A 17,306-nucleotide genomic window follows, 5' to 3' on the forward strand; every position below is an offset into this window, starting at 1 on the left:
ACTTTTCGACATCAAGCGCCCTCTGTCCAAGCAGACACCCACCTGCGGAGCTCATCGCCACCTAACATATAGTGATCGGCAACATACGCCTTCAGAGCGCCTCCCAACTTGCGTCTTGCATCAGCATCCTCGATCAAAGTGTTTAGCGCATCACACCAATCTTTGTATTTATTTTTAACCCTCAAAACAGGGAAATTTTTATCCTTATAAGGACCGAAATCACTGCACACCACAGCAAAACCGCACGCACCATATTCAAGAAGTTTTAAATTACTTTTACAACTATTAAAGGCATTCTCCTCCAGAGGAGCAATTGCGATATCCAATCTAAGGCTTGCTAGTTTTGCCGGATACGTTTCAATACTGACGCCCGGATGGTATTCGGAGACAAAAGGGGCCAAACTAGCCGGACAAAAGCCTAAGAAAACCCACTCAACTTTTTGACTATAATGTTTAATAACATCTTTAATCAACTCCAAATCACCAGTGTGACCAACCCCACCAGCCCAACCTATGCGAATTTTTTTATTTTCATTAATTGAACTATCCAACGTTGCCCACCAAGTGACAGGTAGTAAATTACGGACAATACGGATATCATTATGCCAATTTGAACAAAAATTAGCCAACTCTTCAGTTGAAACAATGAATCTATCCACATTTGATAAAATAGTCCTAACCGATTTCAAAACATCCTTCGGCATAACTTCTCTGTGATGACTTTTCAACGGTAAATTGATCACGTAGTCATCTAAATCCAACACTTTGAAAGATCGGCTATACTTTTTATATTCAAGTACCCTTTGAATATCATTAGAATCGGTCCTTCGTTGCATTACAATAATATCAGGGCACACGCGCTGCAAATCTATCGGATTAAAAAATTCGCTAGAAATGGCAGCCTCAACCATCAGACTGGACTCCATAGCCTCCAAAGGCTTAATTACCCTATAATTACCACAACCAAAAAAATCAGAGGGATGGGCTAATACAAAAGGCCTTTTTCTATTACCCACAGGCCGCCAATGGAGTAATTTATTATCTTCAAGCTCGACCCCATTTCCATCCCTAGAAAGGCCGGGATTAAATGCTGGATCGTCAGCCAATAGAGGCAACCAACGTGAATACATCACAGATTGTTCTGAGCGATAGCGTATTAATTTCTCTGCGCTCTTCTCTGATTCAATTGAATTTTGACTTACACTCCCCACGTGAATTAGCTGAGCAAAAGGCGTCCAAACGATTAAATAACCTAGCTTTTTAATCTTTAAACATAAATCGACATCATTGAATGACACTTTTAATGATTCTTCATCAAAACCACCAACCTCAAGATAAATCTCTTTTCGTATCATCATACACGCAGCAGTGACTGCAGACAGTACTTGATCAATACAGTCTCTCTCCATCAAGCTAGAAGCAGGCTGCATGCCTATATAAGGATGATCTGCAACCCCTCGAAGCCCTAAAAAAACACCAGCATGCTGCAGCGTACCATCAGGAAAAAGCAATTTTGCCCCAACAATTCCCACTTCATTGCGGCACGCATGATTTAACATAGCATCAAGCCAATCAGGATCGATTATTTCTGTATCATTATTGAGTAGCAGCAAATAATCTCCAGATGCTTGCGTAGCAGCAAGATTATTCATCTTGGAAAAATTAAACTCCCCAGGATGGTTTATTACCTTAATAAAGCCTACACCTAATGAGCACAAGCCACTTAGATATTTTTTGCACTCAACAGTAACACTACCATTATCAACAATAATAATTTCATACCTTTTATAATTTGTAAGAGATATGAGAGAGTCAACACATCTAGACAGATACTCCAATTGGTCTTTTGTTGGTATTATTATCGAGACGATCGGCGAAAAATCTCTATCGTAGAGTAATCGATAACTGCTTTGCTGACGAACTAACTTCGCGCGAATGCCACTACGTGACAAATGTCTCTCGATTATCGCAGCCAAAACTTCTCTATTATTTGACTCCACATTGATTTTAACTCTAAAGGGGTCTAGAGCATGCCTCAAAACAAGAGGTATCCTATGTATATTGGCTGAGCCATACACCTCAAAAACCCTAAAGATCAAATCTAAAGAGAAGAAACATCCAAATAATTCATCTGGAAAGCATGCAACTAACACCTCTTTCTTAATTGCAAAACTTTCAACCAGATAAGGCCTACTTCTCATCCAATCAATATTAAATTCCGGAAACAATGCTGGATAGAACGAACCAGTACTTAGCTGCACATCTTCATCTGAATAAATTAATGCAGCTCCCTTATTCTCAAACTGTTTTATTTTGAACTGGAGAAGTGCGTAAGATTCAAACGTATCACCTGCAGAGGCAAAATAAATCCAGCATGCATCAGAAAGAGATCGAACAGCCGAACTAATTCCAGCAATAATAGATTGAGAATTAACCTCCTTAACACCAGGTAATCCAATATATTCCTCTGAGAAAACATATATATCGTCAGGCTCTAGAAGTTGGGATTTGAGGGAATAAATAGTCGCCTCTACTGCAGCTCTACCACGACCATACTCAAAAACAAAAACCACAAAAGATTTGAAAGGCTTTTGACTAGAGAGAAATTGATCAATAAGTCGTCCATGTGATTTATAGACTTTAAAACCAGCAAGCCATTCCTGATAAGCTGCGATAGAATCTCGAATTTTAATATTTGATACAGCATTAACTCTTACGCCAAAATTTGATTCTACAGCTTCTTCAAAGCTTCCTTGTGTAAATGCCTCAAAGTTATTACCACCAGATGGAATCACATTACCAGCATAAAGACATGGCTCTAAAATTCTATTAATTTTAAGAGCCTCGGCAATTGAATATATAAATGTCTGATTCCCAATAAATAATGATGCACCCGCCACATAGCATGCCAGCTCATAAAAATCATCAAATCTCATATACTTTGCATCAGGTACCGATTTTATAAAATCATCAAACTCATCTGGCACCCCTAAAAAAGCCACGCTTTTCCCACTAAGAAATTTATAATTGATATTTGGATTCCTATAGCGACTTGACCTTGCAACTACAATATCACTATGAACCTTAGGTTCAACCGACAACCATGGAAACTCTAGGTCAGGAGCAAACCCTAAAATAGGTTGGTAGTATCTCGCAATAGAACCCATTGCTAGATTTAATTTATCTATCACTCGAAAACGATCAAGATCCACATCAAACAAGTGAGGCGCATCTGAGTTATATTTGTGAAAAGTAACATTTTTTATATATTCTTGAGCCAAAAGCAGTGGCTTTAGCAATTTAGCCCCTTCATCGGTAATCATGACATTGCCAGATGGGTGGGTTAAATGGTCAGGGAGCCACATTGGCGCATCAACAACAAGCAGCAATCCTGCCACAACATTATTTAACTCACAGAACTTTTTAATTGAAGGCAATGCATAAATCACATCACCCAAATTCCCAGAATGTTTAAAAACAACCACGTTCATTAGTCCACCCCATCAACAAAATCACTTAACTCCATTTTTAATTGATCAACTTTAGAACCTGCATCTCCGATCAAAATAGATACACCAGCCAACTCTTGCACTATCTCTTTAAAAGCAGTGGCAACCTCTTCACGCCCAACCCTGCCATCCCCATTTGCAACCAAGCCCCATGAAGGTTGGTCTATCTTTTTTATTACCATTTCAATTTGATAGGCGCCACCAGCATGCAACTCAGGTGGAATTGTGTAATCATAAAATTCATCATCTTCGACCAAATGAACAATCCTATAAGAATTGACTAATAGCGCAGACTCCACCTCGCCAATCAAGCTTCTCGGGGTATAAAATCTTTTGTGATCTAAATTCCACCTTGAAGGTAATTCCTGTTTCTTTTCATACAAAAACTGATGAGGTACCGTTATGACTAAGTAACCACCAACCTTCAAGACACGGAACCAGTCTCTAATTGCAGCAATCGGATCATCTATATGCTCCAGGGTATGTGACGTGTATACGGTATCAACACTTTCATCTAAAAATGGGAGAACTTTGCCATCATATCCTGGGTAATTTAGATCAATCCCAATTGCATCTGGCAAAACAGGCACAACATCAATTTCCTCGTAACCTCTATAACCTACATCCAGCACAATTGATCCAAAAAATTTTTCAAAAAACCCCTCATGCTTTCTCCTTGCAAAAGCCTTTCTTGTTTCAGGCCCCAAATTCTCTTTATTCCAACCCATATTCAATTCGCCTTATAAAAAATTGTTGAATATACTCTTTCCCAATCTGCAATGCTTTTATCAACAGGTGGCATTGCAACATATTGACTACGATCAGTTTCCCAACTCTGCCGATCACCTTTCCAGGAATCCCAAATTTCTTCAACACTATCTGCAACAGAAACAATATTTTTTTCAGACTTGGTATACTTGCTCAGTACATCTAAAGAACATCCCCCAACCAGTAGCACACCATTTTTTGTGAGCAACCCGAATAGTTTTCTCAGCGCTTTAGTTGCCATAGCATCAGAAAAATGAATCAGCACATTGTTACAAATAATCAAATCAAACTCACCATCGAGAAAAAATAAATCTCTACATTTGAATTCAACCCTTCGCCTAACTTCCGTACAAACCTCATACAACCCATCATCGCACTTAGTAAAATATGGTAAAACATCACTTGCGAATAGCGACTCACCATCAAAGTCTATAAAATCTTCTGAGCCATACACACCATGCTTTGCTAGATCAATATTTACTTCGTCAATGTCTATTGCTAGAACTTCAAAATTACACTCATTTTTTATCAAAGACTCAATAACAAATGCATAAGCTTCACAACCTCTTGAAGCTCCAACAACCAACACCTTCCGCCCTTTAAAATTTTTTAGCGCCACTTGATGCTGCAATCTATTTCTAAAAAACCTCGTTGTATTTTTTACATCACAAATAGGCACACAATCTTCTCGAAGATAATTTATAATTCCGCCTTTTTCGTTACATTCATTCAGTATTTTATCAAAAATCAATTTTTCACAATCTTCGACTATACTAGTTGCACCAGCAATACCCGACACACCATCCAGCAATACTTCAGCCTGCACACCAACAAGCTCAATGCCACAGAGATGAGCAGACAGTGCGCGACTATCTACCACCATTAACTCCCCTCTTAACCCCATACCATGACTGACCAATGCAGCATGCACACGCGCAGTGAAGAACCTATCGCACGCAGCAGCATTAATCTCATTGCAAATTGTTAAAAGTGATCGTTTTGATGCTCCCAATCTATCTCCTTGCACCCAACCAATTTCCTTTGCTCCGTTAGCCTTTTCAAACTCGACTCTTTTTCTATAAAAATCAAAATCTTTATCACTTAGATAATCATGCATGAAATTCAAATCTAGCCTTTCACTAAGAAGTAGCATCCTACTATTTTCGCACTTAATCGTTCCATACCAATCACTCACTACAATAGATGGGCAAGGTGCAAGATGCGACTCTACACCTATCAAGTCTAAAATCTTCCACATCAATATATCGCGAACAATAATAAGATCAAACTGACTCCAAAATATATAGAGCTCTCTTCCATTCTTTTTGACAAAATCACCAATAGCAAAATCTACTTGGTTAGACAAAAAGCAACTACCAACACCAAAAGCCACCTTTTTCGATTCTCGTGCCATTGATAATACGGCGAAAGCAGCCTTGTATTTTTCGCTTAAAACACACCCATCCCAAATCCACGGAGCCCCTGCCAGAACAACAATCTCCGGACCAGAAACACTTAAAAAGCTAGGAATATCACGCGTTGTTTTTAAATTGACACTTTGCTCATAAACCACGCCAAGTCTGTTTAAATAATTCCTTACCCCTGCATAACTAAAACAATCTCCGGGATTTTCAAATCCCTCATGCAAATACATAATTGAATTAGGCATCAAAACTCCAAAAATCAGAAAAAAACCACCGTTGTCAATTCAATAAAAAATTCAACAGCTATTGACAGAAAGCTCAAACAAATGCAATCATATTCAAATGAATAAATTAACCCTGTCAGCAACCTATTATAAGTGGCGTCCTTAGGCGGCACTGGGTTTGTTCGTTCTGACAAAACCTGCCGCCGGATACGGTGACAGGTTTTTTTATCTCCCTCCCCCATCCGGCGGCTCCAAAATCGAAACTTAGGAGCTACACCATGTCTCACCATCCAACTCAAACTGTTGTCGTTACCGGTGATCGCACGACTGGGCCTTTGCATCTTGGTCATTTTGCTGGCTCGCTGCAAACTCGTTTACAACTGCAACAAGAGCACAGCCCATTTATCCTACTCGCCGATACCCAAGCCTTATCTGATCACCAAGGTGATTACCGCAAGGTGCGCCAAGCAGTAATCGATGTAGCTCTCGACTACCTTGCTGTCGGCATCGACCCGAAAAAATCCACTATTTTGATTCAGTCTATGGTGCCAGAGCTGGCAGAGCTATCGTTTTACATGATGAATCTAGTCAGTGTTGCGCGTTTGGAACGTAATCCCACTGTCAAGACTGAATTGCGCCACAAAGGGCAGGATCGCGACGTCGCCGCGGGCTTTTTAACTTACCCGGTGAGCCAAGCAGCCGACATTACCGCCCTGCGTGGCACTTTGATTCCCGTGGGCGCTGATCAACTACCGATGATTGAGCAAACCAATGAAATCGTTCGCCGCTTTAACCGCATGGTTGGGGAAAACATTCTAAACGAGTGCGAAGCCCTGTTGTCCGACACCACGCGCCTCCCCGGGATTGATGGCAAAGGTAAAATGAGCCGCGCTGCGGGCAATCACATCTCCCTTTCGGCCAGCAGTGATGAGATCACCGCCGCCGTGAATAAAATGTACACCGATGCCAATCACATCACGATCGGCACGCCGGGGCAGGTGGAAGGCAATGCGGTGTTTAGCTTTTTGGATGCTTTCGATAGCGACAGCATCAAAGTTGCCGAGCTGAAAGCACAATACCAACACGGTGGCCTTGGTGATAGTGTGATCAAAGCTCGCCTCAATGATGTTTTACAAGCATTGATCGGGCCGATTCGTGAGCGCCGTGCCGAGTTTGCCAAGCAACCCGATGAAGTACTATCAATGCTGCTGTGTGGCTCAGCAAAAGCGCGCCAAACTGCGGTGCTGACTTTGCATAAAGTGAAAACCGCTATGGGGATGTACTACTTCTAAGCACTTAGCCATGGCTAGCACACCACCGATGACCGAGGATTCAACCATGCCTGCCACACTCTTTCGCACCTTGTTTGAACACAAAGCCTGGGCTAACCAAGACCTGCTCACTCAATTGATCACGCATCAACAGCCTGATCATGCCAAGAGTTGGCGCTTGGCAACGCGCTTGATGAACCACCTCAATATCGTGGATCAGATATTTATTGCCCATCTTACGGGTAAAACGCACAGTTTTACGGCAACCAATACTCCAGAAACACCAGATTTGCTGGAGTTGCAATCACGCACGATGCAAACCGATCAGCAATTGATTAGCTTGGTCAGCACTCAGCCTGCGACTTTTTTTGAGCAAAGGATTGAGTTTGTCTTTACCGATGGCAAACACGGCAGTATGACCGCAGCGGAAATACTGATGCATTTAATCACGCACGGCAGCTATCACCGCGGTCAAATTGGACGTGTTATTTACGACAGCAATGCAAAAATCTCGCCCGATATTTTGACTGGATTTTTGCATCGCAATCGCGAATTAAACTAAGGGCACAGCAACACCATACGATGCTGCTTTCGCTATTTTGCAACATAAAATTGCTGCGCTGCGATATAAAGCCTTTCGGCAATACTCAAGCGACTTTCTGCGTCTAGAATGAAACATCATCAATCAGGGGCGCAGGTGCAGCATGGACGAAGAATTACGCAAAAAAGCACTGGAATATCATCGTTTTCCCAAACCTGGCAAAATCCAAGTCGTCCCGACCAAGGGACTAGCCAGCCAGCGTGATCTGGCCCTAGCCTATTCGCCAGGCGTCGCGGCCGCCTGTGATGCCATCGTTGCTGACCCCTCTGAGGCTCGCAATCTCACTTCACGCGGTAATTTAGTCGCAGTCATCTCCAACGGCACTGCCGTGCTTGGCCTTGGGGATATTGGCCCACTGGCCAGCAAACCAGTCATGGAAGGCAAAGGTGTTTTATTTAAAAAGTTTGCCGGCATTGATGTATTTGACATCGAAATCGAGCAAAAAGACCCCGATAGACTGATTGAAATCATCGCGGCGCTCGAGCCGACCTTTGGCGGCATTAATCTCGAAGACATCAAAGCGCCCGAGTGTTTTTATGTTGAGCGCAAACTGCGTGAACGGATGAAAATTCCGGTGTTTCATGATGATCAGCACGGCACCGCGATTATTGTTGGCGCGGCAGTAAAAAATGCGCTTAGCCTGATCGGCAAACAGCTCAATCAGGTTAAGCTAGTCGCCTCTGGTGCGGGAGCAGCAGCGATTGCGTGTCTGGATTTACTGGTGTCGTTGGGCGTACAGCGTGAGCATATTATTGTTTGCGACTCCAAAGGTGTCATCCACACTGAGCGTGGGCCGCTGGATGAAACCAAGCAGCGCTATGCGCGTGATACCGAGTTGCGCACCTTGAGCCAGGCCTTGGTTGGCGCCGATATTTTCCTCGGGCTTTCTGGTCAAGGCTTGGTGACGGGCGAAATGCTCAAAAGCATGGCTCCTAATCCATTGGTGTTAGCATTGGCCAATCCCAACCCCGAAATCACCCCGCCCGAAGCACAAGCAGCACGCGCTGACGCAATTATTTGTACCGGACGCTCGGATTATCCCAATCAAGTCAACAATGTGCTGTGCTTCCCGTTTATGTTCCGTGGCGCACTCGATGTAGGTGCAACGACGATTAATGAGGCAATGAAGCACGCAGCCGTCAACGCGATTGCCGAGTTGGCCCATGCCGAGCAATCGGATGTGGTCGCTGATGCCTATGGTGGGCAAGAGCTCTCATTTGGCCCCGAATACCTGATTCCAAAGCCGTTCGATCCGCGCCTGATCATCAAAATTGCGCCCGCGGTGGCTAAAGCGGCGATGGACAGCGGCGTGGCAACGCGGCCGATTGAAGACTTTGCAGCTTATATCGATGAGCTAACGCAGTTCGTCTATAAAACCAATCTATTCATGCGCCCAGTGTTTGCTGCTGCCAAGAAAGCGCAAAAGCGCGTAGTGTTCTGCGAGGGTGAAGACGAGCGTGTATTGCATGCAGTGCAGGAAATACTCGATATGCAGTTGTGTCAGCCAATCCTGGTCGGCCGCCCCGCAGTGCTGCAAGCTCGTATCGATAAACTAGGGCTACGCATCCGCCCCGGCATCGATTTTGAGGTTTGCAACCCGGAAAACGATCCGCGCTATCGCGAATACTGGCAGCTCTACTACAGCATCATGATGCGCAAAGGCGTATCAGAAAACCTCGCCAAGGCTGAAGTGCGGCGCAAAACCACATTGATTGGCGCGCTGATGGTCAAGCGCGGTGAAGCCGATGCGATGATTTGCGGCACTTACGGGCTATATCACCACCACCATCACCATCTAATGAATGTGTTGGGGCAAAAAGCTGGCACGACGGTGACTGCAGCAATGAATATCTTGCTGCTGCAAACCGGCAATATGTTTATTTGCGACACCTACGTCAACCAAGATCCAACTGCCGAGCAATTAGCTGATATGACACTGATGGCGGCCGATGCGGTGCGCAAATTTGGCATCGTCCCCAAAGTCGCGCTACTTAGCCATTCGAGCTTTGGCAGCTATGACACACCGTCAGCCCGAAAAATGCAAGAAACGCTTGAATTGGTCACCCAGCGCGCGCCCGAGCTGGAAATCGATGGCGAAATGCATGGCGATGCAGCGCTTTCCAGCACCATTCGCCAGCAGGTTTTCCCGCATTCGCGCCTCAAAGGTGAAGCCAATATCCTGATGATGCCTAATCTAGATGCCGCCAATATCTCATTTAATTTGCTGAAAACGACTTCGGTAGACGGTGTCACCATCGGGCCTATCTTGCTGGGTTTGGCCAAACCGGCGCATATTCTGACACCAACGGCGTCGGTGCGGCGTATCATTAATATGGCGGCACTAGCAGCAGTTGAAGCGGCCACCCAACAATCAGGAGAAGCGCATGAGTGAATTTAACCCCGCCGACCCCTTCGCTTTTTTTAGCCAAATGATGAAGCCAGGTAGCAACCCTTTTCTACCGCCCTTGTCTGAAGAAGAAATCGACCGCAAAATTGTCGAATGTCGCACCGTCGAGCAATGGCTTAGCCTGCAAGTGGGCATGCTGCAGATGACAATTAAAACTCTGGAAATGCAAAAAGCCGGTTTGGCCGCATTCAAGCAAGGCTTAGAGCCAAAATCATCGGAAAACCCGTAAATGAAATTTCGCAACACGCTTACCCTAACGGCCAGTGTTCTGGCCGTTTTTTTATCAGCATGTACGAGCACACAACCCTTTAAAAGCAATACCCAACTCAGTACACCTGCCAAGCCTAAATCAAATAAGGCTTCTGAGGTCATACCCCTTCGCTACCAAGAAAGAACATGGCATGAATTGCCAGCCTGGCAAGCCGATCAGCTAACACAAGGCTGGGCGAGCTGGCTCAAAGGTTGCGCTAAGCCTCGCGCAGCCTGGGCCACAATTTGTGCTGAAGCAAAATCGGTTGCTAATAATACAGCCGCTATTCGCCGCTTTATCGAAACCAAACTAAGCCCTTATCAATTAATTAATCCCGATGGTAATGAGCTTGGATTGATTACTGGCTATTACGAGCCTGTTTACCCCGGCAGCTTAACGCGCACCACCACCGCCAATCAGCCCGTTTATGCCCCACCAAAAGACATGATCACCGTGGCCTTGGACGAAGTTTATCCTGAGCTCAAAGGCAAGCGACTGCGCGGGCGGATCGTCGGCAACAAACTCGTCCCCTACCCTGATCGCGCACAAATCGTCGCCAAAGGCATTGATGCGCCAGTGCTGGCCTGGCTGACCGACCCAGTGCATGTGCAATTTTTACAAATCCAAGGTTCTGGCCGCGTACAGCTCACGAATGGTCAGCAGTTGCGACTAGGCTACGCAGATCAAAATGGCCGCCCTTACAAACCGGTAGGTCGCTGGCTGGTTGAACAAGGCTTGATGGATGCCAGCGATGTATCGATGCAGTCTATTATCGCTTGGGCCAAAGCCAATCCGGCCCGAATTGATGAGTTGCTCAACAGCAACCCTAGCTATGTGTTCTTCCGCACGTTACCGACCAGTGAAGATGGGCCAATTGGCAGTTTAGGCGTACCACTGAGCGCGGGTTATAGTATTGCAGTCGACCCCAATACCATCCCATTGGGCAGCTTGGCATTTATTGCCACCACACGCCCCGATAATGCGGGCGGCATTCATCGTATGGTGGCTGCGCAAGATACCGGCGGCGCAATTCGTGGCTCGGTACGAGCAGATTTTTTCTGGGGTACAGGCGACGCGGCAGGTGAGCTGGCAGGAAAAATGAAGCAAGATGGCCGATTGTGGCTGCTGTGGCCAAAAGGTATGCCACTTCCAAACTAGACGCAGCCATAATTGCACAAATAAAAAGCCGTCAATCGACGGCTTTTTATTTGCGTAATCATGTATTTGCTTATAAGCAAATCATAGCAATGCCTAGCATGACATACGCTTAAGATTTTCTCTGATAAGTTACAAAAGCGTATTCAATTCCTTTGTCTGAGCGATGCGCCTCACGCTGCGTTTCTTGCCACAGTGTGCGGTCAAACTCAGGGAAAAATGCATCACCTTCAGGGGCAAGATTTACTTCGGTAAGGTAGAGCGTATCAGCAAAGGCAAATGCCTGACGGTAGATTTCTCCCCCGCCAATTACAAACAATTTATCCAGGCCTTGGCACGCAGCAATAGCGTCCTCAATACTTGGAAATACTTCGGCGCCGCTGGCTTGCCAGTTGGCATTGCGGCTCACCACCAAATGACGGCGACCGGGCAGTAATCCGGGCAAAGACTCAAATGTTTTACGCCCCATCAGCATTGGGCTACCCATTGTCAGCCGCTTAAAATATTGTAAATCCTCAGGCAGCCGCCACGGCAGGCGATTTTCAATACCAATCACGCCATTGCTAGCAACGGCAGAAATAATAGCAAGCTCCATAACATCTCCAAATGAACAAGCCACCCAAGGCTCGATCAGGCGCGAGCAGCGCGTGACAGCACTAAATAGCTGGGCAAACAGCCCAATGGCGCCAAAACCAGCGGCAGCAGACTCCAAAGCCACACGGTTTTTTGCAATGCCTTGGCCAAAGCTGCGCTGGCAATCATCAAGGCGATTAAGGCGGCAAAATACAGCCAAACGAGCAGATACATTCCAGGTCTGCTCGTACCTAGTGGCGTATTGAGCCACATATACGCCAGTGACATACCCAGAAATAAACTAATCCAGAAGGTAACGGTGTGGCAAAAAGCCAGCTGTTTGATACTTAACATCCAATCTTCCCATCATGGCCAAATCATCCGATCTGGCACGGCTAAAATTACTTCCCCCATCGCCCGCGCAGCGGCTCACCCCGATACCAACACACCGCGAGGAAAATCGCGGAACAGGCGCCAACTGCGCCATAAAACAACCATGGATGAACCGCAGACGAGACTAGTAGTGAAGTCAGTAACAACGACACCACATAAGTGGCCAGTACCAGCCAGCCCTGCCAACAACTGGGTAAACCCCAGCCCCAACCGTAGCGTTTTGCATAAAACCAGTATTGCGGTGCATCAGCCATACTTAACCCCCTACAACGGACACAAGCTATGATACCCCGCAACGTATAACCTCATGGGGTTTTATAAATGCAGACTAGCAGCCAATACCCTAGCGATCCGGCAGCGGACCAATCGGATTAACCGGTTGCCCTTTGTAGCGTACCTCAAAGTGCAATTTCACCGTATCAGTTCCCGTTTTTCCCATTTTGGCGATCGCTTGCCCTTGCTTGACTTGGGCACCCTCGGCAACCAGCAATTGCTGATTATGCGCATAGGTAGTCAAATAATCGCCGCTATGACGCACAATCACCATGTGACCATACGCGCGAATTCCATCCCCGGCATAAACTACTTTGCCATCAGCCGCCGCCAGCACCGGATCACCCTCTTTACCTGAGATATCAATCCCTTTATTACGTGGCGGCGCATATTTGCCAAGTATCGGGCCACTATGTGGCCAAATGAGCGCAATACTGCTACGTGGCTGTGGCGTGGCCGTATTTACCGGCGTCGATGGTGTTGGGCCGCTTGCAGGTTTACCCGTTGCCGTACTTACAGGCATAACCCGCAATAACTGCCCAACCTCGATATCATTACTCGCCAACTTGTTCCAGCTTTTAAGGCTGGCCACGGTCTGATTATGATTTTTTGCAATCCGATACAGCGTATCGCCAGCTTTAACCCGATAAAATCCGGCTGGCACTTCGCCCCCAGCGCCACCACCCGAGGTTGTCCCGCAGGCACTCAATACGGCAAGCAGGCACAGTACTACACAACGCTTAAACCAGCCTAATGTGGACGGAATCAAGCTATTTTCCCCGCATTTGACTCTTGCAAGCCTAGAGCAATCCAACCTGCCAAGCCTAGCTTTTGCAATGTTGCTATATTGCGCTCGAAAATGGCTTCCGGATTTGGAAATGCAGCAACTGCTTTGGCGATACTATCCTCACGAATTAAATGCAAAGTTGGATAGGGCGAGCGATTTGTGTAATTACTGATATCGCCTACTTGTGTATCGGCAAACTGAAAATCGGGGTGAAAATTGGCAATTTGCAAAACCCCCTCCAGCTCATGCTCGGCAACCACCTCATCCGCAATAGTCAAAAAATCATTAAAGACTTCAAAATCTGGGAATAAGGTCGGGTGTATCAACAGGGTGGTGTCGATTTCTTCAGCGGGTATTTGGGCCAAATAATCGAGTTCTCGATCCAAATCATCCAAAAAACCATCCAGATGTTTTGCATGGGATACGACAAACCGAATCTGGTTTTTGACATACACCGATTTCGCAAATGGGCACAAATTAAGGCCAATAACAGCCTGCTCTAGCCAATGCTGCGTTTGTTCGATGATTTTCTCGTCGCTCATGTCACTACCCAATTATGCAATTGGCCCAATTTTACCGAGCTTCATGGCCTTGTGCATGTTTGGCGTAAATAAAACCAGTATAAAAAAACCCACACAAGGTGGGTTTGGTCGGTAAAACTGGCTAGTCAGTCACAGACTATTGCGAATTGACGGCGTTTTTTCCAACTCCTGCACCACCACCTTGGCCATGTCTTTGAGCATATCAAGATCCGCTGGGCTCAAGTTTTTGGCCTCTCGATCGATGAGGCATAAGGTGCCCACATTAACCCCATTGCGTGCTTTTAGTGGCGCCCCGGCATAAAACCTGATTTTGGGTTCACCTGTAACCAGCGGATTATCGATAAATCGTTCATCCAGCAAAGTGTTAGGTACTACCATCACATCATCTTGCAAAATGGCATGGCCACAGAAAGACACATCGCGTGGTGTTTCTTTGGCGTCGAGCCCACAGGCTGATTTAAACCATTGCCGATTAACATCGACCAAACTGACTACTGCGATTTGCACGCGAAAAAACGCTGCCGCTGCCCGAGTGAGATTATCAAACCGCTCTTCCGGCGGGGTATCTAAAATCAAAAACTGACGCAGCGTTTCAATACGCAATTCTTCATTGCTGGGTTTGGCAGGTGCTTGCATGATTGATCTGTCGACAAAGAATACCGACCAATTATAGCCAACACCTCCCATGCAGCAATGCTTTAGTTACAAGTACATCCGCCCAACACCGTCGGTGTAGGCACAGTCGCGCCCCCAAACGACAAGCGTTGCCCTGCCGCTAAAGCGGCACGCGCCAATTGTGCCGCTGCCAACATATTGGCCAGAGCAGCTTCGGTTTCCGGCCAAGCACGCGTTTTTAAGCCACAATCTGGGTTAATCCACAAGCGTTCTGCAGGTACAACTTCCAGTGCTTTGGCGATCAGGCGCACCATTTCATTCACCTGTGGCACGCGCGGGCTGTGTATGTCGTAAACACCAGGGCCAATTTCATTGGGGTAAATGAAAGCTTCGCCCGCAGTTTCTGAAACCGTTTTGCCTGCAAAGGCTTCCAGTAACTCCATATCCGAGCGGCTAGTTTCAATCGTAATCACATCGGCATCCATCGCGGCGATCGCTGGCAAAATATCGTTAAATTCCGAATAACACATATGCGTATGAATCTGCGTATCGTTCGCCACACCAGAAGCCGAAATGCGGAATGCACGCCCTGCCCAATTCAGATAATCTGCCCAGTCACTTTGCTTGAGTGGCAAACCTTCACGGAATGCAGGTTCGTCGATCTGAATAATGCCAATGCCTGCGTTTTCCAAATCGCACACCTCATCGCGGATCGCCAGCGCGATCTGATCACACGTCACCGAGCGCGGCTGATCATCGCGCACAAATGACCATTGCAAGATCGTCACTGGACCTGTCAGCATGCCCTTCATTGGTTTAGTCGTGAGGCTTTGCGCGTAGCTCGACCAAGCTACAGTCATTGGACTTGGACGCGATACATCGCCAAACAAGATCGGTGGCTTCACGCAGCGGCTGCCATAGCTTTGCACCCAACCCAATTGGGTAAACGCAAAACCTGCTAACTGCTCACCAAAATACTCGACCATATCATTGCGCTCGGCTTCGCCGTGCACCGGCACATCAATCCCAAGCTCATCTTGCTTTTTGACCACCAAGGCAATTTCGGCCTGCATCGCAGCCTGATACTGCGCAGCTGAAATCTCACCTTTTTTAAATGCGGCTCGTGCTGCGCGAATTTCTTTGGTTTGCGGGAATGAGCCAATGGTGGTGGTTGGCAGCAACGGTAAATTAAAGCGCTGGCGTTGTGCAGCTTGGCGCGCAACAAATGGCGCCGCACGCTGATCAACCTTGCCTTGATGAGTTAAAGCGCCCAAGCGGGCCGCCACCGACGGATTATGAATACGCTTTGAGATGCGGCGAGCATGTTGGGCATCGGCATTGCTCGTTAATGCGCTGGTGATATCACCACCATTTAAACCGCGCTTGAGGGCGCCTAGCTCTTGCAGTTTTTGCTTGGCAAACGCCAACCATGACTTCAGCTCGGTATCAAGCTGCGTTTCCTGCGCCAGATCGACAGGCACATGCAGTAATGAGCAGCTTGGCGCAATCCACAACGCTGATCCCAATTGCGCATGAATTGGCTTTAGCACCGCCAACGTTTTTACTAAATCAGTCGCCCAGATATTACGACCATCGATTACGCCCACTGACAATGCTTTATTGGCTGGCCACAGTGCCGCAAACTGACTTAATTGCTCTGGTGCACGCACCGCATCGATATGAACGCCTGCAACGGGCAAGCTGGCCAACAGTCCGGCATGCTCAAGCACTGAATCGAAATAGGTCGTTAGCAGCACTTGCAGGCCCTGCCGACCCAAAGTGCCATAAGTGGGCTCAAATGCTGCCACCCACTCGGCCGGTAATTGCAAAGCCAAAATCGGCTCATCGATTTGAATTTGTTCAACGCCCAAGGCTGTCAGTTTATTAAAAATACGGGTATAGGCTGCAACAATAGATGGCAAAAGATCTAGCTTGTTATACCCATCCTGCTTGCATTTTGACAGCCACAAAAATGTTAGCGGGCCAGGCAAGGCCACTTTCACCGCATGGCCGTGTAAAATGGCATCGGCAACCTCATCAAACAGCCACTCGACCCCTCCGTCAAAACGGGTCTGACTGCTAAGCTCTGGCACCAGATAGTGATAATTGGTGTCGAAATACTTGGTCATTTCCATCGCAAACTGCGTTGGATTACCGCGCGCCAGCTCAAAGTATTGCGGCAAGCTTAACTGCTGGGCATCAAAACCAAAGCGCGCCGGTATCGCGCCTAGTAGCGCGGCGGTATTCAAAATCTGGTCGTACCAAGCAAAGTCGCCAACGGTGACAAAATCTAAACCAGCCTCCGCCTGCCAAGCCCAATGCTGACGGCGCAGCGTTTGACCCACTTGCGTCAGCTCAGCCTCAGTTATCTCACCGCGCCAGAATTTCTCGACGGCAAATTTCAATTCGCGCTGCGCACCGATGCGTGGAAAACCCAAGACATGCGCTTTTACTGCCACTGCATTATTTTTACTCATTGCAAAACACCTCATCCATGAAAGTGATTTGCATACT

The 17,306-nt window shown here is 46.6% G+C and carries 15 protein-coding genes; 5 read left to right on the forward strand and 10 right to left on the reverse strand.

Going from position 1 to position 17,306, the window contains the following annotated elements:
- Window positions 1-11: 11 nt before the first annotated feature.
- From HZU75_RS00455 to HZU75_RS00465, 3 genes are read right to left on the reverse strand one after another with little or no spacing between them, the layout of a single operon-like run.
- The gene (locus HZU75_RS00455) at window positions 12-3,491 is read right to left on the reverse strand and encodes a glycosyltransferase (RefSeq protein ID WP_180307274.1); all 3,480 of its coding nucleotides are present in this window, start codon (window positions 3,489-3,491) and stop codon (window positions 12-14) included.
- Window positions 3,491-4,237 (reverse strand): methyltransferase domain-containing protein, encoded by a 747-nt coding sequence (locus tag HZU75_RS00460; RefSeq protein ID WP_180307275.1) that lies wholly within the window; start codon window positions 4,235-4,237, stop codon window positions 3,491-3,493. The genes HZU75_RS00455 and HZU75_RS00460 overlap by 1 nt, the downstream gene beginning before the upstream one ends.
- Window positions 4,238-4,239: 2 nt before the next feature.
- Entirely contained in the window at window positions 4,240-5,946 is a 1,707-nt protein-coding gene (locus HZU75_RS00465; RefSeq protein ID WP_180307276.1) for a CheR family methyltransferase, read from the reverse strand.
- 257 nt (window positions 5,947-6,203) lie between these two features.
- Between HZU75_RS00465 and trpS the strand changes: the two genes are divergently transcribed.
- The 5 genes from trpS (at window position 6,204) to mltA (ending at window position 11,612) form a co-directional block, all read left to right on the forward strand.
- Complete coding sequence (trpS, locus tag HZU75_RS00470) at window positions 6,204-7,217, forward strand: tryptophan--tRNA ligase (RefSeq protein ID WP_180307277.1); 1,014 nt, start codon at window positions 6,204-6,206, stop codon at window positions 7,215-7,217.
- Window positions 7,218-7,263: 46 nt separating this feature from the next.
- A complete protein-coding gene (locus HZU75_RS00475) occupies window positions 7,264-7,758 on the forward strand; it encodes a DinB family protein (RefSeq protein ID WP_180307278.1) in 495 nt (164 codons plus the stop codon).
- 142 nt (window positions 7,759-7,900) lie between these two features.
- Window positions 7,901-10,189 carry an NADP-dependent malic enzyme gene (locus HZU75_RS00480; RefSeq protein ID WP_180307279.1) on the forward strand — a complete coding sequence of 763 codons (2,289 nt, stop codon included), beginning with the start codon at window positions 7,901-7,903 and terminating at the stop codon, window positions 10,187-10,189.
- Window positions 10,182-10,433 (forward strand): PhaM family polyhydroxyalkanoate granule multifunctional regulatory protein, encoded by a 252-nt coding sequence (locus tag HZU75_RS00485; RefSeq protein ID WP_180307280.1) that lies wholly within the window; start codon window positions 10,182-10,184, stop codon window positions 10,431-10,433. Before HZU75_RS00480 ends, HZU75_RS00485 begins: the two co-directional genes overlap by 8 nt.
- Complete coding sequence (gene mltA, locus HZU75_RS00490) at window positions 10,434-11,612, forward strand: murein transglycosylase A (protein ID WP_180307281.1); 1,179 nt, start codon at window positions 10,434-10,436, stop codon at window positions 11,610-11,612.
- Between the two features lie 109 nt (window positions 11,613-11,721).
- On the opposite strand, the gene HZU75_RS00495 is transcribed toward mltA, so the two are convergent.
- From HZU75_RS00495 to metE, 7 genes are all read right to left on the reverse strand, one after another.
- Complete coding sequence (locus HZU75_RS00495) at window positions 11,722-12,204, reverse strand: dihydrofolate reductase (RefSeq protein WP_180307282.1); 483 nt, start codon at window positions 12,202-12,204, stop codon at window positions 11,722-11,724.
- A 35-nt stretch (window positions 12,205-12,239) separates the two neighbouring features.
- On the reverse strand, window positions 12,240-12,536 hold the full coding sequence (locus tag HZU75_RS00500) for a hypothetical protein (RefSeq protein ID WP_180307283.1): 297 nt from the start codon (window positions 12,534-12,536) through the stop codon (window positions 12,240-12,242).
- 47 nt (window positions 12,537-12,583) lie between these two features.
- The gene (locus HZU75_RS00505) at window positions 12,584-12,829 is read right to left on the reverse strand and encodes a hypothetical protein (RefSeq protein ID WP_180307284.1); all 246 of its coding nucleotides are present in this window, start codon (window positions 12,827-12,829) and stop codon (window positions 12,584-12,586) included.
- Between the two features lie 89 nt (window positions 12,830-12,918).
- Window positions 12,919-13,617: a murein hydrolase activator EnvC family protein gene (locus HZU75_RS00510; RefSeq protein ID WP_228028133.1), complete on the reverse strand. Its 699-nt coding sequence runs from the start codon at window positions 13,615-13,617 to the stop codon at window positions 12,919-12,921.
- Window positions 13,614-14,177, reverse strand: coding sequence for a DUF1415 domain-containing protein (locus tag HZU75_RS00515; protein WP_180307285.1), 564 nt, complete (start codon window positions 14,175-14,177; stop codon window positions 13,614-13,616). The genes HZU75_RS00510 and HZU75_RS00515 overlap by 4 nt, the downstream gene beginning before the upstream one ends.
- 129 nt (window positions 14,178-14,306) lie before the next feature.
- Window positions 14,307-14,813: a GAF domain-containing protein gene (locus tag HZU75_RS00520; RefSeq protein WP_180307286.1), complete on the reverse strand. Its 507-nt coding sequence runs from the start codon at window positions 14,811-14,813 to the stop codon at window positions 14,307-14,309.
- A 62-nt stretch (window positions 14,814-14,875) separates the two neighbouring features.
- The gene (metE, locus tag HZU75_RS00525; protein WP_180307287.1) at window positions 14,876-17,269 is read right to left on the reverse strand and encodes a 5-methyltetrahydropteroyltriglutamate--homocysteine S-methyltransferase; all 2,394 of its coding nucleotides are present in this window, start codon (window positions 17,267-17,269) and stop codon (window positions 14,876-14,878) included.
- Between the last annotated feature and the right edge of the window lie 37 nt (window positions 17,270-17,306).

The sequence above is a fragment of the Chitinibacter fontanus genome (genome assembly GCF_013423785.1).
Lineage (GTDB): Bacteria > Pseudomonadota > Gammaproteobacteria > Burkholderiales > Chitinibacteraceae > Chitinibacter > Chitinibacter fontanus.